Here is a 17,951-nt window from a genome sequence, read left to right on the forward strand (position 1 = left end):
CGGTCTGACTTTTGCCTGACGTTCGATAATTAATCCGTGTACTCGTGTCAAAATCCGTGTTCTTCCTTCTTAAAAAATCATGCTTAGAAAATCTGCACTATTAGAGATAATTGCTGGTAAGAATCGCGGTTTGCTGGCCACTCCCAGCGACAAACAAGCGATTTTAAGTGCGATCGCCAAATTGGAAGATTACAACCCCACGCCACGCCCTGTCGAAGCCGCAGAGCTTTTAAATGGTGATTGGCGGTTATTGTACACCAGCAGCCGCGAACTGCTGAATCTTGACAGTTTTCCCTTGGTGAAATTGGGTCAAATTTATCAATCTATCCGCGTCAAAGAATCTAAAGTTTACAACATTGGCGAACTTTACGGCTTGCCTTATTTGGAAGGAATTGTCAGTGTAGCGGCGAGATTTGAGGCAACTTCCGAACGCCGAGTGCAGATCAAGTTTGAGCGGTCGATTTTCGGTTTAAGTAGGTTGATTGGCTATGAATCTCCGGTTAAGTTTATCAATGAGATTGAGTCGGGGAAAAAGTTCGCTGCAGTAGATATCGGGCTGGATACTCGCGAACAGCAGGGATGGCTGGATATCACTTATTTGGATAAGGATTTGCGGATTGGACGAGGGAATAAAGAAAGTGTTTTTGTCTTGACAAAAGAGTGATTGTGTGATGTGTGATTAAGTGCGATCGCAATTTCATCGGCGTTTATCCGCGTTCATCTGCGGTTGAAAAAATAAAATCTATTACTTTAACAAACATTTCAAGACTGCATAAGTATTGTTAATCCGTCAGTTTTGTCTGTTCTTTCTTTTCCGTCGGCATTGACTTTCTGACAGCTAGGACCAACTCCGCTTCGCTACATCGATACAAATCTCGCATTCGGAATACTTGCCAAACTTCCATCTTTGGCAAGGTTCGGCTTTTTTCCCAGTTGCGAATAGAAGACTCCGCGCATTCTAGTTCCCGTGCTACGTCTAAGATTGTCAGCCCTGCACGTTCTCTCAAGGCTCTCAAATCCATAGCTGAATAAACCTTTTAATATAATAACTGTTAATATTTAGCGCCAAGTATTGACACACAAGGTGAGTTTGGTGTTTAATCATAGTAGTAGAGGCGTTAGTCGATTTCCGGCAAGAGACTTACTAACGCCCTTTCCTGTAGTCCAGAGAGGATACTAAACCATCATGCCACAAAACGGTTATCAACAGGGATTCGCAGCGAATCCTGGGGCGATCGCGTACCAAAAACGGCTGTACCCTTGGGCGATCGCCAAACTCATGCCCAGTATGCAGCGGGCGGTTGTGGGGCGATTTCGCAGTCGATCGGATGCTGACGGACACTTGCTGTGCCTGCGTCAACTGATGCCTCAAGCAACGCTTGTCGTAGTCTTTGACTTGCAACCAGACTAAAAGTAGGATTAACCCCCCGTGGTTGCCCCTCTAAGAGTAAGGTAGACACGGGGGCATTACCCATGCAAGTTGTTCACAATTCCTACAGGATTGCTATATATATTTGAGTTAGTTACTCATTATCAGATATTTGATTTGCCCAAGCTTCACAGTTATGGTAAATTCTCACAAATCATATAGGCTTGCTATATGATTTGTGAGTAAATTAAGATCGCCCGTTAATCCAAAACAATATAACTGAAGTACGCACGAGCGCAGCTATCCCGTAGGGAATCGCCTACAATAGAATCAACACTTCTCCTCTCAAGCGCCATGCAAATTGTTTTGTCACCTGAAGTCGAAGCCCTCGTGGAGCGTCAACTCACGACTGGCAAATACAAAAGTGCGATCGAAGTAATCCTCGCAGCCATTCAACTCCTGGAACAACAAGAAGACATTTATCAAGGACGACTGCAAGAACTTCAACGAGACGCACTGATTGGCCAGCAAGCATCCCAACGTGGTGAAGTCGTAGACGGTGCAATCGCAATCGCACAAATCCGCGCCAACCTGCGATCGCGCTACAGTTCATCAGAAGCATGACTCCCCAATTTCGCCTCACCGAACCCGCAATTCAAGACATCGAGCAAATTGTAGACTACATCGCTCGTCAATCTTTATTTTTTAGTCTCAAGCGAGAGAAACTTCGTTTGTATAGTAGCGGTTTCAACCGCCGTGTTTTATTGCAATAATTAGTATCACAAAACCCTACCCCAAACCCACAAAATCACACAAAAAAATGCTCCGACTCTCGCAAACCCAACTCAAAATTCTCGAAGAATGCCCCCGCAAATTCCAACACAGCTACCTAGAACTCCTAGCCACCACCGCCTCCCCAGAACACAAAGAAAAACTCACATGGGGAAGCCACTTTCACCTATTAATGCAGCAGCGAGAACTCGGACTTCCCATTGAATTTATCATCCAACAAGACCCCGAACTGGGACGCTGTGTGGCAGCATTTATCAACACCGCACCCGAACTCTTCGCCAATTCAGAAGAGAGCGATCGAATTTTTCGCCAAGCCGAACACCCCCGCACCCTAATTTTCCAAGACTACCTATTCACCGTTATCTATGACTTGCTAATAGCAGAACCAAACGCAGCCCAAATTCTCGACTGGAAAACCTATCCCCGCCCTCAAAAATCAAAATGGATAGCCGAAAGTTGGCAAACTCGCCTCTATTTATACGTCTTAGTAGAAACCAGCGACTATTCCCCCGAACAAGTATCTATGACATACTGGTTCGTACAATTGCAAGGAGAAGAACCGCCACAAAAACTCACATTTTATTACAGCCAAACAGAACACGAACGCACAAAACAAGATTTAACCCACCTATTGCAGCAGCTAACCGACTGGCGACAGCGCTATACCGAAGGCGGCGAATTCTTACCCCAAGTAGAAATTAGTTCCAATCTTTGCGATTCCTGTCAATTTGCCACTCGCTGCAACCGCACACCAGACAACACAGCTTTCTTACCCAATCTTGCAGCAGAAACTCCCACGGATTGGCTACCAAATCTTGCTATAATCGACGAAATATTTATTTAATATATAAACAAACCCCCCCAATTTTACTCGTTACCAGGCAGAGCCTAGTAACGCCGATAGGGAGGCTCTGCCTCCTATTTTCCCGATCGTAAGCGAGGCACAGCCTCTGGAAATGGGTTCCCAGGCAGAGCCGGGGAACCAGTGACTCGCGTAAGTCTTATTTAACATACAAACAAGCCCCTAGATTCATCTGTGGTCACAATCTAAAATCTAAAATCTAAAATCTAAAATCGAATGACAGAAACTCCTCAAAACTGGCAAAATCAACCCTTACCCCAACCCCCAGCTTGGCTGATAGAAGCTGTCAGGAACCATGCACCAGAACTCCCCGGAAACTATGCCGCCACACTTCTGTGGTATAGAGGAATTCAAAACCCCGAACAAATACCCGGTTTCTTAAATCCCCAACTTTACCAACCAGCAAGTCCCTTTGAATTCGGACTAGAAATGAACTGGGCGATAGAAAGAATCCAGCAAGCACGAAACAGCGGCGAAAAAGTCGCAATTTGGGGAGACTTCGACGCCGACGGTATTACCTCAACTTCCGTACTTTGGGACGGACTGGGAGAATTTTTTGCTCAAGACGAGCAACTAACTTATTACATTCCCAACCGCTTAACCGAATCTCACGGGCTCAACATTCCGAGAATAGATGCCTTAGCAAAATCGGGAATTAGCTTAATTATTACCTGCGATACCGGCAGTACAAACATCGCCGAAATCGAATATGCGACTAGCTTAAACATCGATACAATTATTACCGACCATCATACATTACCAGACGATCGCCCGCCAGCTACAGCCATTATCAATCCCCGCTACTTTCCCCCAAACCACCAACTATTTAACCTCTCAGGAGTGGGAGTAGCCTACAAATTAGTTGAAGCATTATATCACACATTACCGGATATTCCGCAGCGCCCGCTAACAGATTTATTAGAATTAGTAGCGATCGGCTTAATTGCCGATTTAGTCCAACTTACAGGAGACAGCCGCTACCTAGCACAAATCGGCATCCAACAACTGCAAAAACAAATCGCAAATCCCACCCGGCCGGGAGTTGCAAAATTGCTCGAACTGTGCAAAAGATCGGGCGATCGCCCAACCGACATTTCCTTCGGCCTCGGCCCCCGAATCAACGCCGTCAGCCGCATTCAAGGTGACGCCAGCTTCTGCGTAGAACTCCTCACCAGCCGCGACAAAAAACGCTGCGAAGAACTAGCAAATTTAACCGAAATTGCCAACAGCAGACGTAAATCTTTACAAAAAGATGTTGCCAAAGATGCCGCTAACAAACTAGCCAAACTCGACCTTTCAACTACTAGCGTCATCGTCCTCAGCGATCCGCAATGGCCCGTAGGAGTATTAGGATTAGTAGCGGGACAAATCGCCCAAGAATACGGCCGCCCCGTGATTTTATTCAGCACAGAAGGAAGCGAAAAAATTAATGAAAATTCCCCGGAAATGCAATTTACCTCCTTCTTAGATTCAGAATCACCAACACTTTCCCCATCCAAAATTGCCAGGGGTTCCGCCCGTTCCGCCAATCAAATCGACCTTTACCAATTAGTCAAAGATCAAGCGCATTTATTGCACAGATTTGGCGGTCATCCTTTCGCCGCCGGATTGAGTCTCCCCGTTGAAAATATCCCCCTATTTACAGATGCGGTAAATCAGCAACTGCGACAACAATACAGCACCGATAGTTTAACAGCAGCCCCCATTCAAGCCGACTTAAAAATTACTGTCTCCGAATTAGGCAAAGACTTATTTCAAGAACTAAAATTGCTCGAACCTTGCGGTATGGGCAACCCCGCACCCAAATTGCTGATTGAAAACTGCTGGTTTGAGAATCTTTGGAATCAAAAAATTAAGGATTTGAAAGGGCAAAAAGTAGAATATATCAAAACAGAATTTACAATTAGGGACGAATCTAGCGATACGGGATTTCCCGGCATTTGGTGGGGACACAATCAAAACGAAGTTCCCCAAGGCCGCTGCGATGTCACAGTCGAACTCGATTTTAATACTTACAAATCGCGGTATGAAGTCCGCCTCGTATCAGTGCGGGAACGCACGGAAGAAAACCAAATAAATTCTCAGACTCCAATAGATTGGATTGTAGACTGGCGCAATAAAAATAACGATGAAGAGTTAGTAGGCGCTAGCACAAACTTAGAATCTCAAATGCCGATCGACAATCTAGTTTACAATTCCGAAAAGGTCGATCGCGAAAACTCGATCGTCCTCAAAGAATGCCCCGCAAGCTGGGACGAACTGCGGATCTGGTTTCGGCAAGCACAGTACACTCAGAAAAAACTCGCGATCGCCTATACATTACCCCCACTCGTACCCCCACAGCAAATCTGCCAACAGCTAATCGGCATCGCCAAATACCTCAGCCGCACCAACAAACCCGTCACCAGACAGCAACTCCGCCAAAAACTCGGCATCAGCGACACATCGCTGCAACTAGGGTTCAAAACCTTAACATATCTCGGTTTCCAAATCCATTACCGCGATCGAGCTTTCCACATTGCCAGAAAACCCGAAACCGCACAGCAGCAAGACGCGCCCGATCAAATCCCCAAACCCTTATTAGATAGCCAATCCATTCAATTCTCAGTGCCAAATTCCCCGATTGCCGCGCGTTTTGCAGCGCAATTCCTAGCAGCAGTCTCCGAAGAACAATTCCGGCGGAAATATTTCTGTGAAGTACCCCTCTCCACCATTGTGTCGATCGCCCGAGAGACCGTTTTCCAAGAAGATTCTACAGCAAATCCCTTCTAACTGATATCTAGCACCATTGTTAAGCATAGCCAGAATGACAGTTCCACTCATGAGATAACTTTTCTTGTCGGGCCCGCACTCGCTGCCGCCGGTGGGGCTGCCTTTCTCGCCTGTGAAGCGAGAGAGGTTTTTGTAGATGTGGCTTAACAGGCCTATTCCTGACACGGAGGCCACATCTCAGTTCTAAGAAATATCTGAGTTCTGAATTCATCCCGATAAAATAAGGCATAGGGCCATGGGAGTTATCCGTTGCGAGTCAGGGCCAAAACTTATAACTCCTAACTCACAGCCCAAAACCCAAAACTCCCCACCGCCAAACTCGATCGCCCATCTCCAATTTAAAACCCCTATGCTTCTCTGTCCCCGCTGCCAATTTGAAAATCCCAATCCAAACAAGTTTTGTCAACAATGCGGAAATTCCCTAATTTACAAACCTTGCCACGAATGCGGTGCCCAAGTCGCTTTTAGCGCCAAAGAATGTCAGAATTGCGGCGTCGCAACAGGTCAAGTGTGGCGGGCCATTATCTGCGGTCGATCGAATTTTCCAGCAGTCGAGCCAGACGAATCCACGCTACCCCCAGCCGAATTTCCCCAAAAACCAGAGATGGTTCCAGAAATCGCATCGCCCCAAAACTCTGCTGAACCAATCACAGACGCGATTAAAACAGAAATCACCACCCCAGCCGAACCCCAAACAGCCGTAGAACCAACTTCTGCACTGACCGAAGTCCCCGAATTCAGCAGCCCAGAAATTGACGCTGTGGTAGCCGTGGGGGCGAGCGCACCAGCATCCTTTCAAACAACAGAAAAAAGCTCTAATACAGCACCAGAGCGCCAAAGAACCCCACCTGAGCAGAATTTTACAACCGCACCACACCCTCAACAAATCCAGGAAGCAACCGAGAACCCCGACAGCCCAAACATAGCTGACCTCTCCCCCCAATCTCCACAATTCCCCGTCCCCAATTCAGAATATTTAATACCTTCCCAGCCAGCCGGAGCTTATTTAGACACTCAGCAGCGCTACCAACTCCTAGAAACCGTGCCGCCGAGAAAACGCTCAGACACAGTAGCAGTAACAGTATTGGACTGTCAGCCGCTGGAAATGTCACCCCTAAAAGCCATGCTAGCAGCCAACTCGGCCAGCGTCGCCAGACGAACATCCCCCTATAGCGCAGTAATCAAACGCGGAGAAAATTCAACCAATTCCGCCTTAGCAGAGCTGTGCCAAGGCATAGCTGAACCTTATCTGGCACTGCGGTGGCAATTCTCTCAAAACCTGCCAGTCATTCACGATAGCTGGTCAGACAACGAACAGGCAGTGCTGCTGCTAGAAGACTGCTCCCAATGGCCGCTGCTGGTAGAACGGTGGAATCGACCCGAAACTTCCACCCAGCAAATTTTATACTGGCTGCACGAAATGACAGAACTGTGGGCTGCCCTAGAACCCTGGCGCTGTCGGCAAAGCTTGTTGGAACTGACAAACTTGCGAGTCAACCCCGACTCTTCCTTTTCCTTGGCTTCTTTGCGACTGCAATACCTCTATCCCGAACCCGCCGGCTCCAACCTGCAACTGGTAGATTTGGGGCAATTGTGGCAGGTGATATTTAGCCAGTCCGATGGTCGCACTCAGTTTGGCGCCTTGCTCGAACTGCTGCAACAAATGTACAGAGGCGAGATTAACACAATCGAAGAATTGCGATCGCGCCTAGAAACTGTTCCCATCGAAATCCAACCCGCACCTTCACCAACCTCAACCCCGACGCGCGGGCCTTTCCGCAGCCCAGACCAGTCCCCCCCCGACGTTGGCGAGGTCTTAACCCAGCCCATGCCAGTCCAGATTTACAGCTTAGAAGACGCAGGTCTCACCGATGTTGGCCGCACGCGCGACCACAACGAAGACTTCTTCAGCATCTGGACTCAGCTCAACAAACTCGAAAGCTCCTTCGGTCGCATATTTCAAACCAAAGGGCTTTACATTCTCTGCGACGGCATGGGCGGACACGAGAGGGGAGAAGTAGCCAGTCAACTAGCTGCTGAAACCCTCAGAGAATTTTTTCAAACCAGTTGGGAAAATCAGCTACCTCCTGCAGACACCATCCGCGAGGGAGTCCTGCTAGCCAACAAAGCCATCTTTGAAATCAATCAAAAGGACGGACGCTCCGGCAGCGCCCGCATGGGTACAACTCTAGTCGCAGTCTTAGTTCAAGACACCAAATTCGCCGTTGCCCACGTCGGCGACAGCCGCCTCTACCGACTGAGAAAGGGACAAACCCTAGAAAAAATCACCTCAGACCACGAAGTAGGGCAGCGCGAAATAAAGCGCGGGGTTGACCCGGAAACTGCTTATGCCCGTCCCGACGCCTATCAACTAACTCAAGCCATCGGCCCGCGAGACAGTAATTTTCTCAAGCCCGACGTGCAGTTTTTAGACTTGTGCGAAGATACTTTGTTGATTTTGGCCTCCGACGGTTTGACAGATAATGATTTGTTGGAAACTCACTGGCAAAACACTCTCGAACCTCTGTTCAATCCCCAAGCCGATCTCGACCAGGGAGTTGCCCAGTTGATTGAACTGGGTAACAAACGCAACGGTCACGACAATATCACGGCAATTATCATTCGGGCGCAGGTAGGCGCATTTCGATTTTAGAATTTGGATGCTCCAAACTTTTTCTTGGCGTAGCCCAAGCCAGCCGCTGCCAGAGTTAAACCTCCCATTGTTCCAGGTTCAGGAACAGCCTCTGAGTTTTCAGAGCAAGGCTTGACTTCCTCTGCTATTACATATCCGCTGTTGAGGTAGCTTCCGTTTGATTGGAAACCATTTTGCAGCCAGCTCATTCTAGATCCTGGCCCGTCGCTATTCCCAAATATGACCAGATTTGGAGGTGTTCGTATATTTCCAAATGCCCAATTTCCCCACAGATTGGGTTCTTCGGAACCGAAAGGGGAAAAACTTGCCGTAAGAACTTGTAATTGAGGTCGGTCAAACGGTGCCCACAAGAAAGGTGAAAGCCTTGTACCCCTGTCGCCAACTGTAGCCTGGGACAAGTTCCACAACAGCCCGAGTAAATTTACCGCAAAATCCTGTACTAGAAACCATTTATCGCTGGCCTTAATTTCTAAAGGAGGTGTTCCCACACTTCTTGACGGAAAAATAGCTTCATAAGGAGTCGATTCATCATAGCTGAAAGAGCCTACAGCTACAGGAGTGTCCGTGTCCTGAAAAAAAGTTAATTTCACTGATGCAGCCTCTGCAGATTTGACTGCGGTCGCCCCCAATCCCAAAATAGCAGCAGCAACAGCCATTTATTGTAAGTTTTTAGTCATTGTTATTCCGTCCTTAATTTTGATAGGATTAAGTAGAGATGCTTGGGTAAAAAGCTCGATTTATTTATCAGCAATAATATGGAAAATATTTTACAAAAATGAGAAAGCAATAGCATCTTTATGCAACATTTAATAAAAAATGTGCTTTAATCAAGATTTGATGAAGCTAAGGGCTGAAATCATAGTAATAATACCTATTACGCGAACGATGCAACAGATCGATTTCTAGTAAATTTACGGTTAAACGCTGCAACAGAGCTAGTTATTAGTTCCTCGTTCAATAGCCAGCTATTACAGTTGGCGCTGGGCAAAAGAATTGCCCAGCCAGAAGCGGGGCAACTCCTGCTAGTTATTAGCAGATTAACCACATCCATCAAAAATGCTGCTGACTCTTTTAGACCCAGAAAAACAGACCCCCCTGCAACAGTGGAGTTTCGAGAGCGAATCCATTATTCGCATCGGCCGCTCTCCAGACAATCACGTTGTGATCCCTAATGCTCTAGTGTCGCGGCAGCATCTGGAACTGCAAAGAGTTAATAACGGGAGAGCCAGTCAGTGGTACTTAGTCAATTCGGGGACAAATGGCACTTTGGTAAACGGTATTCTCATGTCTCAGGGTTGGATATCCGACGGTGCCCTGATCCAGTTGGCGCGGGGCGGCCCAATTCTGCATTTCCAAGTTATTACTATTGAAGTCGGCGGCAAGATTGAGGCGAACCCCACCGTCAATCTCGCCCCCCCGAGGTGTACCCATGCGGGAAACCCGCCGGGGAATTTATTCTGCATCCACTGCGGCGAACCGATTAAAGTCGATCGCACGGTGCGCCACTACCAAGTGCTGCGAACTTTGGGCCAAGGGGGTATGGGAACAACTACTTTAGCCTGGGATCGAGATAAAGCAAAAGCTCAACAACCGGGAAGTTCCCCCGCAGCTTCTCTGGTAGTTCTCAAGGAAATGAATGCTGACATGGCTCAAATAGTCAAAGCTCAAGAACTGTTTGAACGTGAAGCTAAAACTCTCAAGGCCCTCCACCATCAGGGAATTCCTCAGTTTTTTGACTTTTTTGTGGAAGGGGGGAAAAAATACTTGGTGATGGAAATGCTCCACGGCGAGGATTTAGAAAAACGCATCTACAACCGCGGCCCTGTTGCTCCCCAACAAGCAATAGAGTGGATGATCCAAACCTGTGAGGTTTTGGACTACATTCACTCTCAAAAACCCCCGATCGTCCACCGGGATATTAAACCTGCTAATTTGCTGGTGCGCCACCGCGACAATTGCATTACAGTGCTGGATTTTGGTGCCGTTAAAGAAATCGGCACTCCTCCAGGGACTCGCATCGGCGTTGAAGGCTACACCGCACCAGAACAAGACCGGGGACAGCCTCTCCCTCAGTCGGATTTATATGCTATTGGGCCTACTTTGATTTTTTTGCTGACGGCCCAAAGCCCTCAAAACTTTTACGGGAAAATAGCTGGAGGTTACGGGTTTAAGCTCGAAAATATTCCGACGATCGCCCCCAAGCTGCGGGAGATCATTTTGCGAACCACGGCAGCTAAGCCTGGGGATCGCTTTCAAACTGCTCAACAATTAGCTCGAGCTTTAGCCGCTTCCGTTTAACAGAAGTTAGAAGTCAAATGTCACAAGTCAAATGTCATTAGGAAGATGGCAAAGGGTAGAGAGAAGAGGGAAGAGGGAAGAAGTTAGCAACGGAAATTGCTGAAATAAAATTTACCCGATCGCCTCGAAATTTCTCTCCGACACCCCAGTCCTCCGTCTCCTCTGTTATTCCTCGTCCCAAGCTTCTACAGCTATCAACTCGCTCACGGGGTCTTGCATAGAAAAATCAAACTCTAGCAATTGCTGTTTCCAGTACGGCCATTCGTCGCCGTAAAGCAGAGCTATTTTCCAAATACTGTCTGTGGGCTTGATAATGTCAGACGTGACAAGAGAATGCACCTGACGCTGGAACTTAACCATCGGCTGTATAACCTGCTGGCTCATAATACCTCTTGAATTGTTTAAATCTTGTGTAATTACAACTTCCCAGCTCACACTTGTTACCGCAGTTTCGCTAAGAACAGTCTCGCCAAGATACGTGTAGATTTTTGTCGGGAAGCTACATATTCAACTTGTATCTTAACACTGTTCGTTTTGACAAGGGGCTATAAGCAGGACTGAAGAGTCAAGACCGACTTCAAAGAATTAATCATCTTTAAATTGTCCCGCTATATGCTGTCGATCGACAGTGGGAGGTTTGCCGCCTCGATTGTTTTCACATCGTTGTTTCCACATAGTGGCAGATGCAAGGGCTACGTTCGGCTTGTTCTTGACAAGGCTGAGTTTGCGTAGGAGAAACTGCAACTACTGCTCTTTCGCTGCTACAGCGTAATTTCCGCTTTCCTGCGGGTAAACCACACCTGTTTCACCTTCGACGCTGGGTTCGCTGTGAGAGTGGGGTCTGAGCTACATAAACTGATTATAACTCTACTCACCGCAAAAGCGATCAAAAATTGTTGGATACTGTTGATCGCCACCCCTAAATGTCGATCGAACATTCTAGGCTGCCCCACGCGGGCCCGCAGGCAAGGTTCAAACCCATCGTCCGTCTTGATTCAGTAAATCTCAAATCTCAAATCTCAAATCTCAAATCTAAAATTGTATGACTTGGACAAGGCGACACATTCTCACTCTGGCTGATTTTACCTCGGACGAATACGATACGGTGCTGCAAACTGCAGCCAGTTTTCGGGAGGTGCTCGGCCGCCGCACGAAGAAAGTGCCTGCCCTGCAGGGTCAAGTGGTCGCGAATTTGTTTTTTGAACCTTCTACCCGGACTCGCAATAGTTTTGAGTTGGCGGCGAAGCGACTCTCAGCGGATACGCTGAATTTTACCCCGGGAAGTTCTTCTCTGACGAAGGGGGAGACTATTCTGGACACGGCTAAGACTTATCTGGCGATGGGAACGGATTTGATGGTGATCCGGCACGAACAAGCTGGAGTTCCCAGCACAATTGCTTCGGAAATGGATCGCTTGGGTTCGAGAGTGAGCGTTCTCAATGCAGGAGACGGCCAGCACGAACACCCATCACAAGGTTTGCTAGACTTATTTACTATTTGTACTCTGTTAGATACCGAACGTCCGCGGCTGGAACTTTTAGCGGGTAAAAAAATTGCTGTGGTGGGGGATATCTTGCATTCGCGAGTCGCTAGGTCTAATATTTGGAGTCTAACGGCTTCTGGGGCAGAGGTTCATTTGGCTGGGCCGCCGACTTTGCTGCCGCTGTTGTTTGCTGAGTGTGGTGATGGTAGGGAAGGCAAGTTATTTTTGCACTGGCAGCTTGAACCTGCTTTGGCCGATGCTGATTTTGTGATGACTTTGCGGCTGCAAAAGGAACGGATGAGCGACCATTTGCTGCCGAGTTTACGAGAGTACCATTCTTTGTACGGGATTACGCGCGATCGGCTCAAACTCTGCAAGCCGGATGTGAAGGTGTTGCACCCGGGCCCGGTTAACCGTGGCGTGGAAATTAGTTCGGATTTGATGGACGATGCCCAGTTTAGCCTGATTTCTCAGCAAGTTACCAGCGGCGTGGCGGTGCGGATGGCATTACTTTATCTAATCGGCGGGGGTAAAGTTTAGGCTGTTAGTTGTTAGTAATGAATTTCGGATATTCGATTATTTTCAGGAGCGATCGCCTCTTTACAATAATCGTTACCCAGTATGACCGGGTAACGATTAAAACTCTTTCTAGAAATGTAAATTGCTCTAGTTAAGAGTTAGGAAAGCCAGGACGCAGACACCCAGCCACCACCTTTCAGTTGGGCCCAGCCGTGTTTGTAACGACCGGTCAATTTTACGTGGTCTCCATAATATAACTTGCCGATTACATGAGAACAGCTATCGGGGCGGTTGCGGATATTCAGTCGGCCGCCATTCGTGACAACTTTGGCGTAGCTGTGATGGCCGTGATGGCTTTTCTTGCCGCAGCGGGAGTAGCAAGCGGCCTGGGCTTCGCCACCGACACTCAGAACAGATAAAGCTACTGCCATACCTGCAACGCCTATCCATGCAGAATTAGGAATTTTCAAGCCCAGTTGATCTAACGACTTGACTTGGAGTTCGGACTCTGGAGATTCATAAGCAACAAAAGAGTGGCTCAATGCTAGTGCTTCCATAGTTTCCTCGTGATTGTTGTTAACATTTATTGGTGCAGACTCAGGTCGAAACCTCCATTAACAGCCCAAACTATTAACTTATGTTTCATATAAGGCACATGAGGGCGTTACGATTTTGCTTTTGTCTAGTATCCGCCAATTTGCCTCAACCCTGCACAGGTATATCATGTCATCTAAGTAGCTTTCCGGAACAAAAAAATAAATAAAGTTTACATCTGCTGCTAAAAATTTTGGCTACACCGATAAGTAGGAGGACCGAATTAAAGTTAACTGTGTCATTCAAAAGGGAACAAAGTAATCGCTTGGGGTTTGAGATTGCTTGTACCGAGTTACGAATGACACTACTTATTGGGGTGTGCTTATTTATTGAGTTGCTACAGCAATATCGGCAGTTAATTTGATCGAACAAGCATCCTGCTCGTCTTCAATCACGCTCTTAATTTGGTTGGGGCGAGTTATATTGTAGCCGATCGCACTGGTACAAAAGTTCGGGGTGATGGCGTCGGGCCCTCGCCCGTGCTACGAGATGGGTCTCAACATTAGCCACCCCGTTTCCCGGACAACGATGCAAGATCGATCGCGACTTGATTTGTGTCAAGATCAATTAACTTCTCCACCACCACTTCTTTGGCAATGAACTCTAGCGCTGCACTTTCGATCGGCACAATTCCTCAACGCCATGAATCAGACAGCTTCGCCATTACCTTAGCGCCGTTGTCTGTAGAGGAAATATACGCTTTGGCAGATGACCCGGCGAACGGAGCCGTGGTAATGATGAGCGGTACAGTCCGCAACCAAACTGACGGTCAAGCTGTAGTTTCCCTAGAATATCAAGCCTACGAACCTATGGCCGTGCGAGTATTCCAGCAAATCGCTACGGAAATCCGCCGCCAGTGGGCCGATGTCAATCGGGTCGCCATTCACCACCGAGTCGGACACTTGCAGGTGGGCGAAATCAGCGTACTGGTGGCTGTTGGCTGTCCCCACCGGGGGGAGGCCTTTGCAGCTTGCCAGTACGCGATAGATACGCTAAAACACAATGTACCGATTTGGAAAAAGGAACATTGGGCCGACGGTTCGAGCAGTTGGGTTAGTATTGGAGCGTGCGAGGTTGTCGGGCATTAGTGAGCAGTCAGCAGTCATTGACTGTTTCATGACTGAAGCCGATCGCAGTTTCCGAGCGCGGGAACCAATCGGGATCTGCTACCGTCAAAAAGTGTGGAATGTTCGATGAGCCAATTCCACCGATGAGCGACTTTATTTCCGTGTCCTGGTCTGCGGTTGTGGCGACCGTTCAAAGAGTGCAATTGCCAGCCGAAAAACTCTCTAATTATGACTTGGTATTGCGTTGTCAGGAAGGAAATCGACCTGAGAGCACTGCCTTTTCAGAACTGTTGAAGCGGTATCAGTCCCACGTAGACAGGGTTCTCTATCACTTGGCCCCTGACTGGCAAGACCGAGCAGACTTGGCTCAGGAAGTGTGGATTCGAGTGTACCGCAATATTAACCGCTTGCAAGAGCCTGTTAAATTTCGGGGCTGGCTGAGCCGCATCGCCACTAATTTGTTTTACGATGAGTTGCGGAAGCGCAAGCGGGTGCGAACTCCGCTGTCGTTGGACGTACCCCGTGCTCTGGAAGATGGCGAGGTAGATTGGGAAATTCCGGCCGACAGTCCGGGGCCTGATGAAGATTTGACGACTAGAGAATTTTACGACCAGTTGCGGGTGGCGATCGCCGATTTGCCGGAAGTATTCCGCACGACAATTGTTTTAAGAGAAATTGAAGGTTTAGCATATGAGGAAATAGCCGAAATGACTGGAGTTTCTTTGGGAACTGTCAAGTCGAGAATTGCTAGAGCTCGCCAAAGATTGCAGTTGGAATTGCAAAAATATCTCGATGGTAATTAGCAATAGTGCTTTTAGAGGCCGGTCAAGAAGGTTTGGTGATGTTTGCTGTCACATCAAAACTTCTCTTTTAAAATATAAATAAGCAGTAAATCATTCTAATCACGAGGGCATCCTTCCCCCAATTAAAGCAATTTTGAAATATGAATTATAACTTTGAATCGGATAAAAATCAGAATCAGCAAGGTATCGGGGATTCACTCGCTGAAACTCAAGCTAACAACACTTATCCCCAGGGGAATGTAACTACTATGATGCGCGATCGCTTTGAATTGCTGAGTGCTTACCTCGACGGCGAAGTGACGGCGACAGAACGTCGGCAAGTTGAGGAGTGGCTGACAAATGACCCCACTACGAAACGTTTGTACTCGCGACTGCTGATGATGCAGCAGAGTTTTCAGGCAATGCCGGTGCCTGCTTCGGAACAATCTGCACAAGAGTTGGCGACGAAGGTTTTGCAGCGGGTGGAACGCAAGCCGAAACAAACTTGGATTTTGGGTGGAGGTGCGATCGCAGCTTTGTTGATTGCGCTAGTGTCTGGTGTCGGTGGCGAGCGCCAATTGTTTGCTCCCCAGTTTGCTCGATCGCCCGTTTCGGGTGAATCGGACGGTTTGATTATGGCTTTGAACGAGCCTCTGGTGGAGATTGTTAATCCTAACGATTTGATGCTTGGGGTGAATGCACCGATAATGGATATTCCCAAAGTTCGTGTAGCAACCCCTCAAAAGTAATTGCCAAAGGCGCAGTAGGATTTCTGTTTTGAGCATAACTGAAGTCGCTAACTAAGCTCCCTAAAAAAGGGGGCTTTTTGCCATTTTTCCCAATTTTTCAAGGTGGATATATCCTTTGACACTTTCCTGGCTTTTAATGAGGAATTGTGGGGCGATCGCATCTTAATATGGGAGTGGGTAGCGAGTGGAATTAGAGCGGGCGATCGCCCTGGTCACCGGTTTTTTGGAGATGTGCGATCGGCAACAGCAATGTTCCTTCAATTTCCTGCCGCACAGCAGGAGATACATTAGAAGCGCTATTGAGGCAATATACCAGCACTTTATTAGCATCGTAATACTTCCTCAGCAATGACTTCTGCTGTTCGCTAAATTGCCAATCGTGACCTATATTGCGATAGGAAATGATGATTTTTCTTAATTCGCTAGTCCAAACTTGTCCATTAGCTTGCCACCATTTCCTAAATATTTCCTTGTCACCATCTGGCTGAGGTAGCTGTTTCTTAAGTTCTTGCAGTGCTTGCATTAATTCAGGTTCAACAAGAGGGATAAGAAGAATGTCGTGGGCAAGACTAAGGGCTGGGTCAATAGCACCGTCGAGTAGAGGCAAAATGGCAAGGTCAAGAACAAGGTCCAGGGTAATTTCAACAGCAGGGTCAAAGGTATATTTAACGGCAAGGTAAAGGGCTGGGTCAAGGAAACGTTCAGGGTTACGATTAAGAGCAAGCTCAAGGCATGGAAGAAGGGAAAAGTAAAAGAATCTCACTGCCGCAGGTTTGTACGGAAAATCAACAGAAAGGGATTTTTGATTTACCCACAGTAGGAATTGCTGCAACTGCTCATCCTCAGCGACAAGTCCATCAACTTGTTGTTTCATTAACCGTAAAAAATCATCAGCTTTTTGCAACATCCCAACTGCTAAGAACAATACTTCTCGCCAACGCTTCTCGGTCAGGTGGCTGACCAGTTTTTCCAAAGCTTGTGAATCGGAATTATTAACTATTTTTATAGCAGTGAAATACTCTTGGAATGTTAGATGAGAAAACGAATAAATCCCTCTTGCCCTCTCCACTAATAATCCATGTTGTGCCTCGATCGCCTTCTGGACAACCTCACTATGGATCTCCAACTGAATGGGGTCATTTGTGCCATCGGGTAAATTAGCCAGATAATCGGCAATCACTTGTTGAAGTTGATGTTTTTCAAAAAAGTAATCACCCCGCTCAAAAGTAATAGCTGCAACAAAAGCAAGTAAATGTTTCTTGCGACACAAATTCAAATCGCGATAAACTTCATCCCGTTCAATGCCTCTCGTTTCATCCCATTTTCTGAGCATAATTTCCAGTCCTTCCTCATACAACTTGGCTCGGTTCGATGGAAAATCTGCTTTGGCTTGGAATACTAAACAACTCAAGTTCAACAATATAGGCGTTACTGCCAGTTCTCGAATTTGCTGATTTTTACCCATTTTTAGCTGCTCTACAAATTGAGAAGCTAAAGCTTTCCCTGCCTCCACATTCTGGGAAAATGCCACAAACCAATTGCGAGCAAAGGCAGCGATTTGCTTGTTATTAAAATCGGCTACCTCAACATTGGTAAATCCTTCTTCGTGAAATCTGTACTTAGAAGCGGCAATTCGACAGGTAATAATAAACTGATTGTTGTAATACTTTCCGGCAAAATGACGAATCTGTCTGACGACTGCATCGCTATCTGATTCTGGCACTTCATCTAAGCCGTCCAGCAAAATCAGCCCTCTGCCTTGACTAAGTGCGAATTCAGTTTGCGATCGCGCCTCAACTCCGCAACTGGCAAATTCGTCGCTGATATATTCTAATAAGTCAACATTAGCGATTTCAGCAAAGGTTTTAAGAGAGATAAAAATCGGTATTTTGTTGGCTTCAAATTTGGCGCGATCGCACTGAATGGCGATGTGTTTCGGGTGCATCTCAGTTTTGCACATATATCAAGTGGAAAGTTGACCATTGAGATAAGCACAGCGCAGAGAAAGGAT

The 17,951-nt window shown here is 47.2% G+C and carries 17 protein-coding genes; 12 read left to right on the forward strand and 5 right to left on the reverse strand.

Annotated features, from left to right (window positions below; genetic code table 11):
• Positions 1-79: 79 nt before the first annotated feature.
• Positions 80-664: a PAP/fibrillin family protein gene (locus tag QUA47_RS11175; RefSeq protein ID WP_190659896.1), complete on the forward strand. Its 585-nt coding sequence runs from the start codon at positions 80-82 to the stop codon at positions 662-664.
• A gap of 118 nt (positions 665-782) precedes the next feature.
• Here the strand turns inward: QUA47_RS11175 and QUA47_RS11180 are convergent, their stop codons facing one another.
• Entirely contained in the window at positions 783-1,022 is a 240-nt protein-coding gene (locus tag QUA47_RS11180; protein WP_333430788.1) for a helix-turn-helix transcriptional regulator, read from the reverse strand.
• Positions 1,023-1,186: 164 nt separating this feature from the next.
• On the opposite strand from QUA47_RS11180, the gene QUA47_RS11185 reads away from it, so the two are divergent.
• The 6 genes from QUA47_RS11185 to QUA47_RS11210 all read left to right on the forward strand — a co-directional run bounded on the left by QUA47_RS11185 (position 1,187) and on the right by QUA47_RS11210 (position 8,448).
• Positions 1,187-1,411, forward strand: coding sequence for a hypothetical protein (locus QUA47_RS11185; protein ID WP_333430789.1), 225 nt, complete (start codon positions 1,187-1,189; stop codon positions 1,409-1,411).
• A 312-nt stretch (positions 1,412-1,723) separates the two neighbouring features.
• Entirely contained in the window at positions 1,724-1,993 is a 270-nt protein-coding gene (locus tag QUA47_RS11190; protein WP_333430790.1) for a type II toxin-antitoxin system ParD family antitoxin, read from the forward strand.
• A complete protein-coding gene (locus QUA47_RS11195) occupies positions 1,990-2,142 on the forward strand; it encodes a hypothetical protein (RefSeq protein ID WP_333430791.1) in 153 nt (50 codons plus the stop codon). Before QUA47_RS11190 ends, QUA47_RS11195 begins: the two co-directional genes overlap by 4 nt.
• 47 nt (positions 2,143-2,189) lie before the next feature.
• Positions 2,190-3,005 (forward strand): PD-(D/E)XK nuclease family protein, encoded by an 816-nt coding sequence (locus tag QUA47_RS11200; protein WP_333430792.1) that lies wholly within the window; start codon positions 2,190-2,192, stop codon positions 3,003-3,005.
• Positions 3,006-3,239: 234 nt separating this feature from the next.
• Positions 3,240-5,795, forward strand: coding sequence for a DHH family phosphoesterase (locus QUA47_RS11205; RefSeq protein WP_333430793.1), 2,556 nt, complete (start codon positions 3,240-3,242; stop codon positions 5,793-5,795).
• Positions 5,796-6,144: 349 nt separating this feature from the next.
• The gene (locus QUA47_RS11210; protein ID WP_333430794.1) at positions 6,145-8,448 is read left to right on the forward strand and encodes a serine/threonine phosphatase; all 2,304 of its coding nucleotides are present in this window, start codon (positions 6,145-6,147) and stop codon (positions 8,446-8,448) included.
• Here the strand turns inward: QUA47_RS11210 and QUA47_RS11215 are convergent.
• Positions 8,445-9,104, reverse strand: coding sequence for a PEP-CTERM sorting domain-containing protein (locus QUA47_RS11215; protein ID WP_333430795.1), 660 nt, complete (start codon positions 9,102-9,104; stop codon positions 8,445-8,447). The genes QUA47_RS11210 and QUA47_RS11215 overlap by 4 nt on opposite strands.
• A 400-nt stretch (positions 9,105-9,504) precedes the next feature.
• On the opposite strand from QUA47_RS11215, the gene QUA47_RS11220 reads away from it, so the two are divergent.
• Entirely contained in the window at positions 9,505-10,746 is a 1,242-nt protein-coding gene (locus QUA47_RS11220; RefSeq protein ID WP_333430796.1) for a protein kinase domain-containing protein, read from the forward strand.
• A gap of 165 nt (positions 10,747-10,911) precedes the next feature.
• On the opposite strand, the gene QUA47_RS11225 is transcribed toward QUA47_RS11220, so the two are convergent.
• Complete coding sequence (locus tag QUA47_RS11225; protein WP_006631282.1) at positions 10,912-11,130, reverse strand: DUF4327 family protein; 219 nt, start codon at positions 11,128-11,130, stop codon at positions 10,912-10,914.
• Positions 11,131-11,788: 658 nt separating this feature from the next.
• Here QUA47_RS11225 and QUA47_RS11230 point away from each other — a divergent pair.
• Complete coding sequence (locus tag QUA47_RS11230) at positions 11,789-12,769, forward strand: aspartate carbamoyltransferase catalytic subunit (RefSeq protein WP_333221254.1); 981 nt, start codon at positions 11,789-11,791, stop codon at positions 12,767-12,769.
• A gap of 137 nt (positions 12,770-12,906) precedes the next feature.
• Here QUA47_RS11230 and QUA47_RS11235 read toward each other — a convergent pair whose 3' ends face one another.
• A complete protein-coding gene (locus tag QUA47_RS11235; protein WP_333078472.1) occupies positions 12,907-13,305 on the reverse strand; it encodes an SH3 domain-containing protein in 399 nt (132 codons plus the stop codon).
• A gap of 633 nt (positions 13,306-13,938) precedes the next feature.
• Here QUA47_RS11235 and QUA47_RS11240 point away from each other — a divergent pair.
• The 3 genes from QUA47_RS11240 to QUA47_RS11250 all read left to right on the forward strand — a co-directional run bounded on the left by QUA47_RS11240 (position 13,939) and on the right by QUA47_RS11250 (position 15,940).
• Entirely contained in the window at positions 13,939-14,430 is a 492-nt protein-coding gene (locus QUA47_RS11240; RefSeq protein WP_190659969.1) for a molybdopterin synthase catalytic subunit, read from the forward strand.
• Between the two features lie 122 nt (positions 14,431-14,552).
• Entirely contained in the window at positions 14,553-15,212 is a 660-nt protein-coding gene (locus tag QUA47_RS11245; protein WP_006631278.1) for a sigma-70 family RNA polymerase sigma factor, read from the forward strand.
• A gap of 140 nt (positions 15,213-15,352) precedes the next feature.
• Positions 15,353-15,940, forward strand: coding sequence for a zf-HC2 domain-containing protein (locus QUA47_RS11250; RefSeq protein WP_333430797.1), 588 nt, complete (start codon positions 15,353-15,355; stop codon positions 15,938-15,940).
• Positions 15,941-16,130: 190 nt separating this feature from the next.
• Here QUA47_RS11250 and QUA47_RS11255 read toward each other — a convergent pair whose 3' ends face one another.
• Complete coding sequence (locus QUA47_RS11255) at positions 16,131-17,885, reverse strand: NACHT domain-containing NTPase (RefSeq protein WP_333430798.1); 1,755 nt, start codon at positions 17,883-17,885, stop codon at positions 16,131-16,133.
• Between the last annotated feature and the right edge of the window lie 66 nt (positions 17,886-17,951).

The sequence above is a fragment of the Microcoleus sp. MON2_D5 genome (assembly GCF_036701905.1).
In the GTDB taxonomy this organism is placed as follows: Bacteria; Cyanobacteriota; Cyanobacteriia; order Cyanobacteriales; family Microcoleaceae; genus Microcoleus.

What these genes read in the sequence shown, in the direction of transcription:
- QUA47_RS11225 (WP_006631282.1), bottom strand. Translation starts at nt 11,130, where the DNA reads ATGAGCCAGCAGGTTATACAGCCGATGGTTAAGTTCCAGCGTCAGGTG.
- QUA47_RS11235 (WP_333078472.1), bottom strand. Translation starts at nt 13,305, where the DNA reads ATGGAAGCACTAGCATTGAGCCACTCTTTTGTTGCTTATGAATCTCCA.
- QUA47_RS11230 (WP_333221254.1), top strand. Translation starts at nt 11,789, where the DNA reads ATGACTTGGACAAGGCGACACATTCTCACTCTGGCTGATTTTACCTCG.
- QUA47_RS11240 (WP_190659969.1), top strand. Translation starts at nt 13,939, where the DNA reads ATGAACTCTAGCGCTGCACTTTCGATCGGCACAATTCCTCAACGCCAT.
- QUA47_RS11205 (WP_333430793.1), top strand. Translation starts at nt 3,240, where the DNA reads ATGACAGAAACTCCTCAAAACTGGCAAAATCAACCCTTACCCCAACCC.
- QUA47_RS11215 (WP_333430795.1), bottom strand. Translation starts at nt 9,104, where the DNA reads ATGGCTGTTGCTGCTGCTATTTTGGGATTGGGGGCGACCGCAGTCAAA.
- QUA47_RS11200 (WP_333430792.1), top strand. Translation starts at nt 2,190, where the DNA reads ATGCTCCGACTCTCGCAAACCCAACTCAAAATTCTCGAAGAATGCCCC.
- QUA47_RS11180 (WP_333430788.1), bottom strand. Translation starts at nt 1,022, where the DNA reads ATGGATTTGAGAGCCTTGAGAGAACGTGCAGGGCTGACAATCTTAGAC.
- QUA47_RS11255 (WP_333430798.1), bottom strand. Translation starts at nt 17,885, where the DNA reads ATGCACCCGAAACACATCGCCATTCAGTGCGATCGCGCCAAATTTGAA.
- QUA47_RS11190 (WP_333430790.1), top strand. Translation starts at nt 1,724, where the DNA reads ATGCAAATTGTTTTGTCACCTGAAGTCGAAGCCCTCGTGGAGCGTCAA.
- QUA47_RS11175 (WP_190659896.1), top strand. Translation starts at nt 80, where the DNA reads ATGCTTAGAAAATCTGCACTATTAGAGATAATTGCTGGTAAGAATCGC.
- QUA47_RS11185 (WP_333430789.1), top strand. Translation starts at nt 1,187, where the DNA reads ATGCCACAAAACGGTTATCAACAGGGATTCGCAGCGAATCCTGGGGCG.
- QUA47_RS11210 (WP_333430794.1), top strand. Translation starts at nt 6,145, where the DNA reads ATGCTTCTCTGTCCCCGCTGCCAATTTGAAAATCCCAATCCAAACAAG.
- QUA47_RS11220 (WP_333430796.1), top strand. Translation starts at nt 9,505, where the DNA reads ATGCTGCTGACTCTTTTAGACCCAGAAAAACAGACCCCCCTGCAACAG.
- QUA47_RS11195 (WP_333430791.1), top strand. Translation starts at nt 1,990, where the DNA reads ATGACTCCCCAATTTCGCCTCACCGAACCCGCAATTCAAGACATCGAG.
- QUA47_RS11245 (WP_006631278.1), top strand. Translation starts at nt 14,553, where the DNA reads ATGAGCGACTTTATTTCCGTGTCCTGGTCTGCGGTTGTGGCGACCGTT.
- QUA47_RS11250 (WP_333430797.1), top strand. Translation starts at nt 15,353, where the DNA reads ATGAATTATAACTTTGAATCGGATAAAAATCAGAATCAGCAAGGTATC.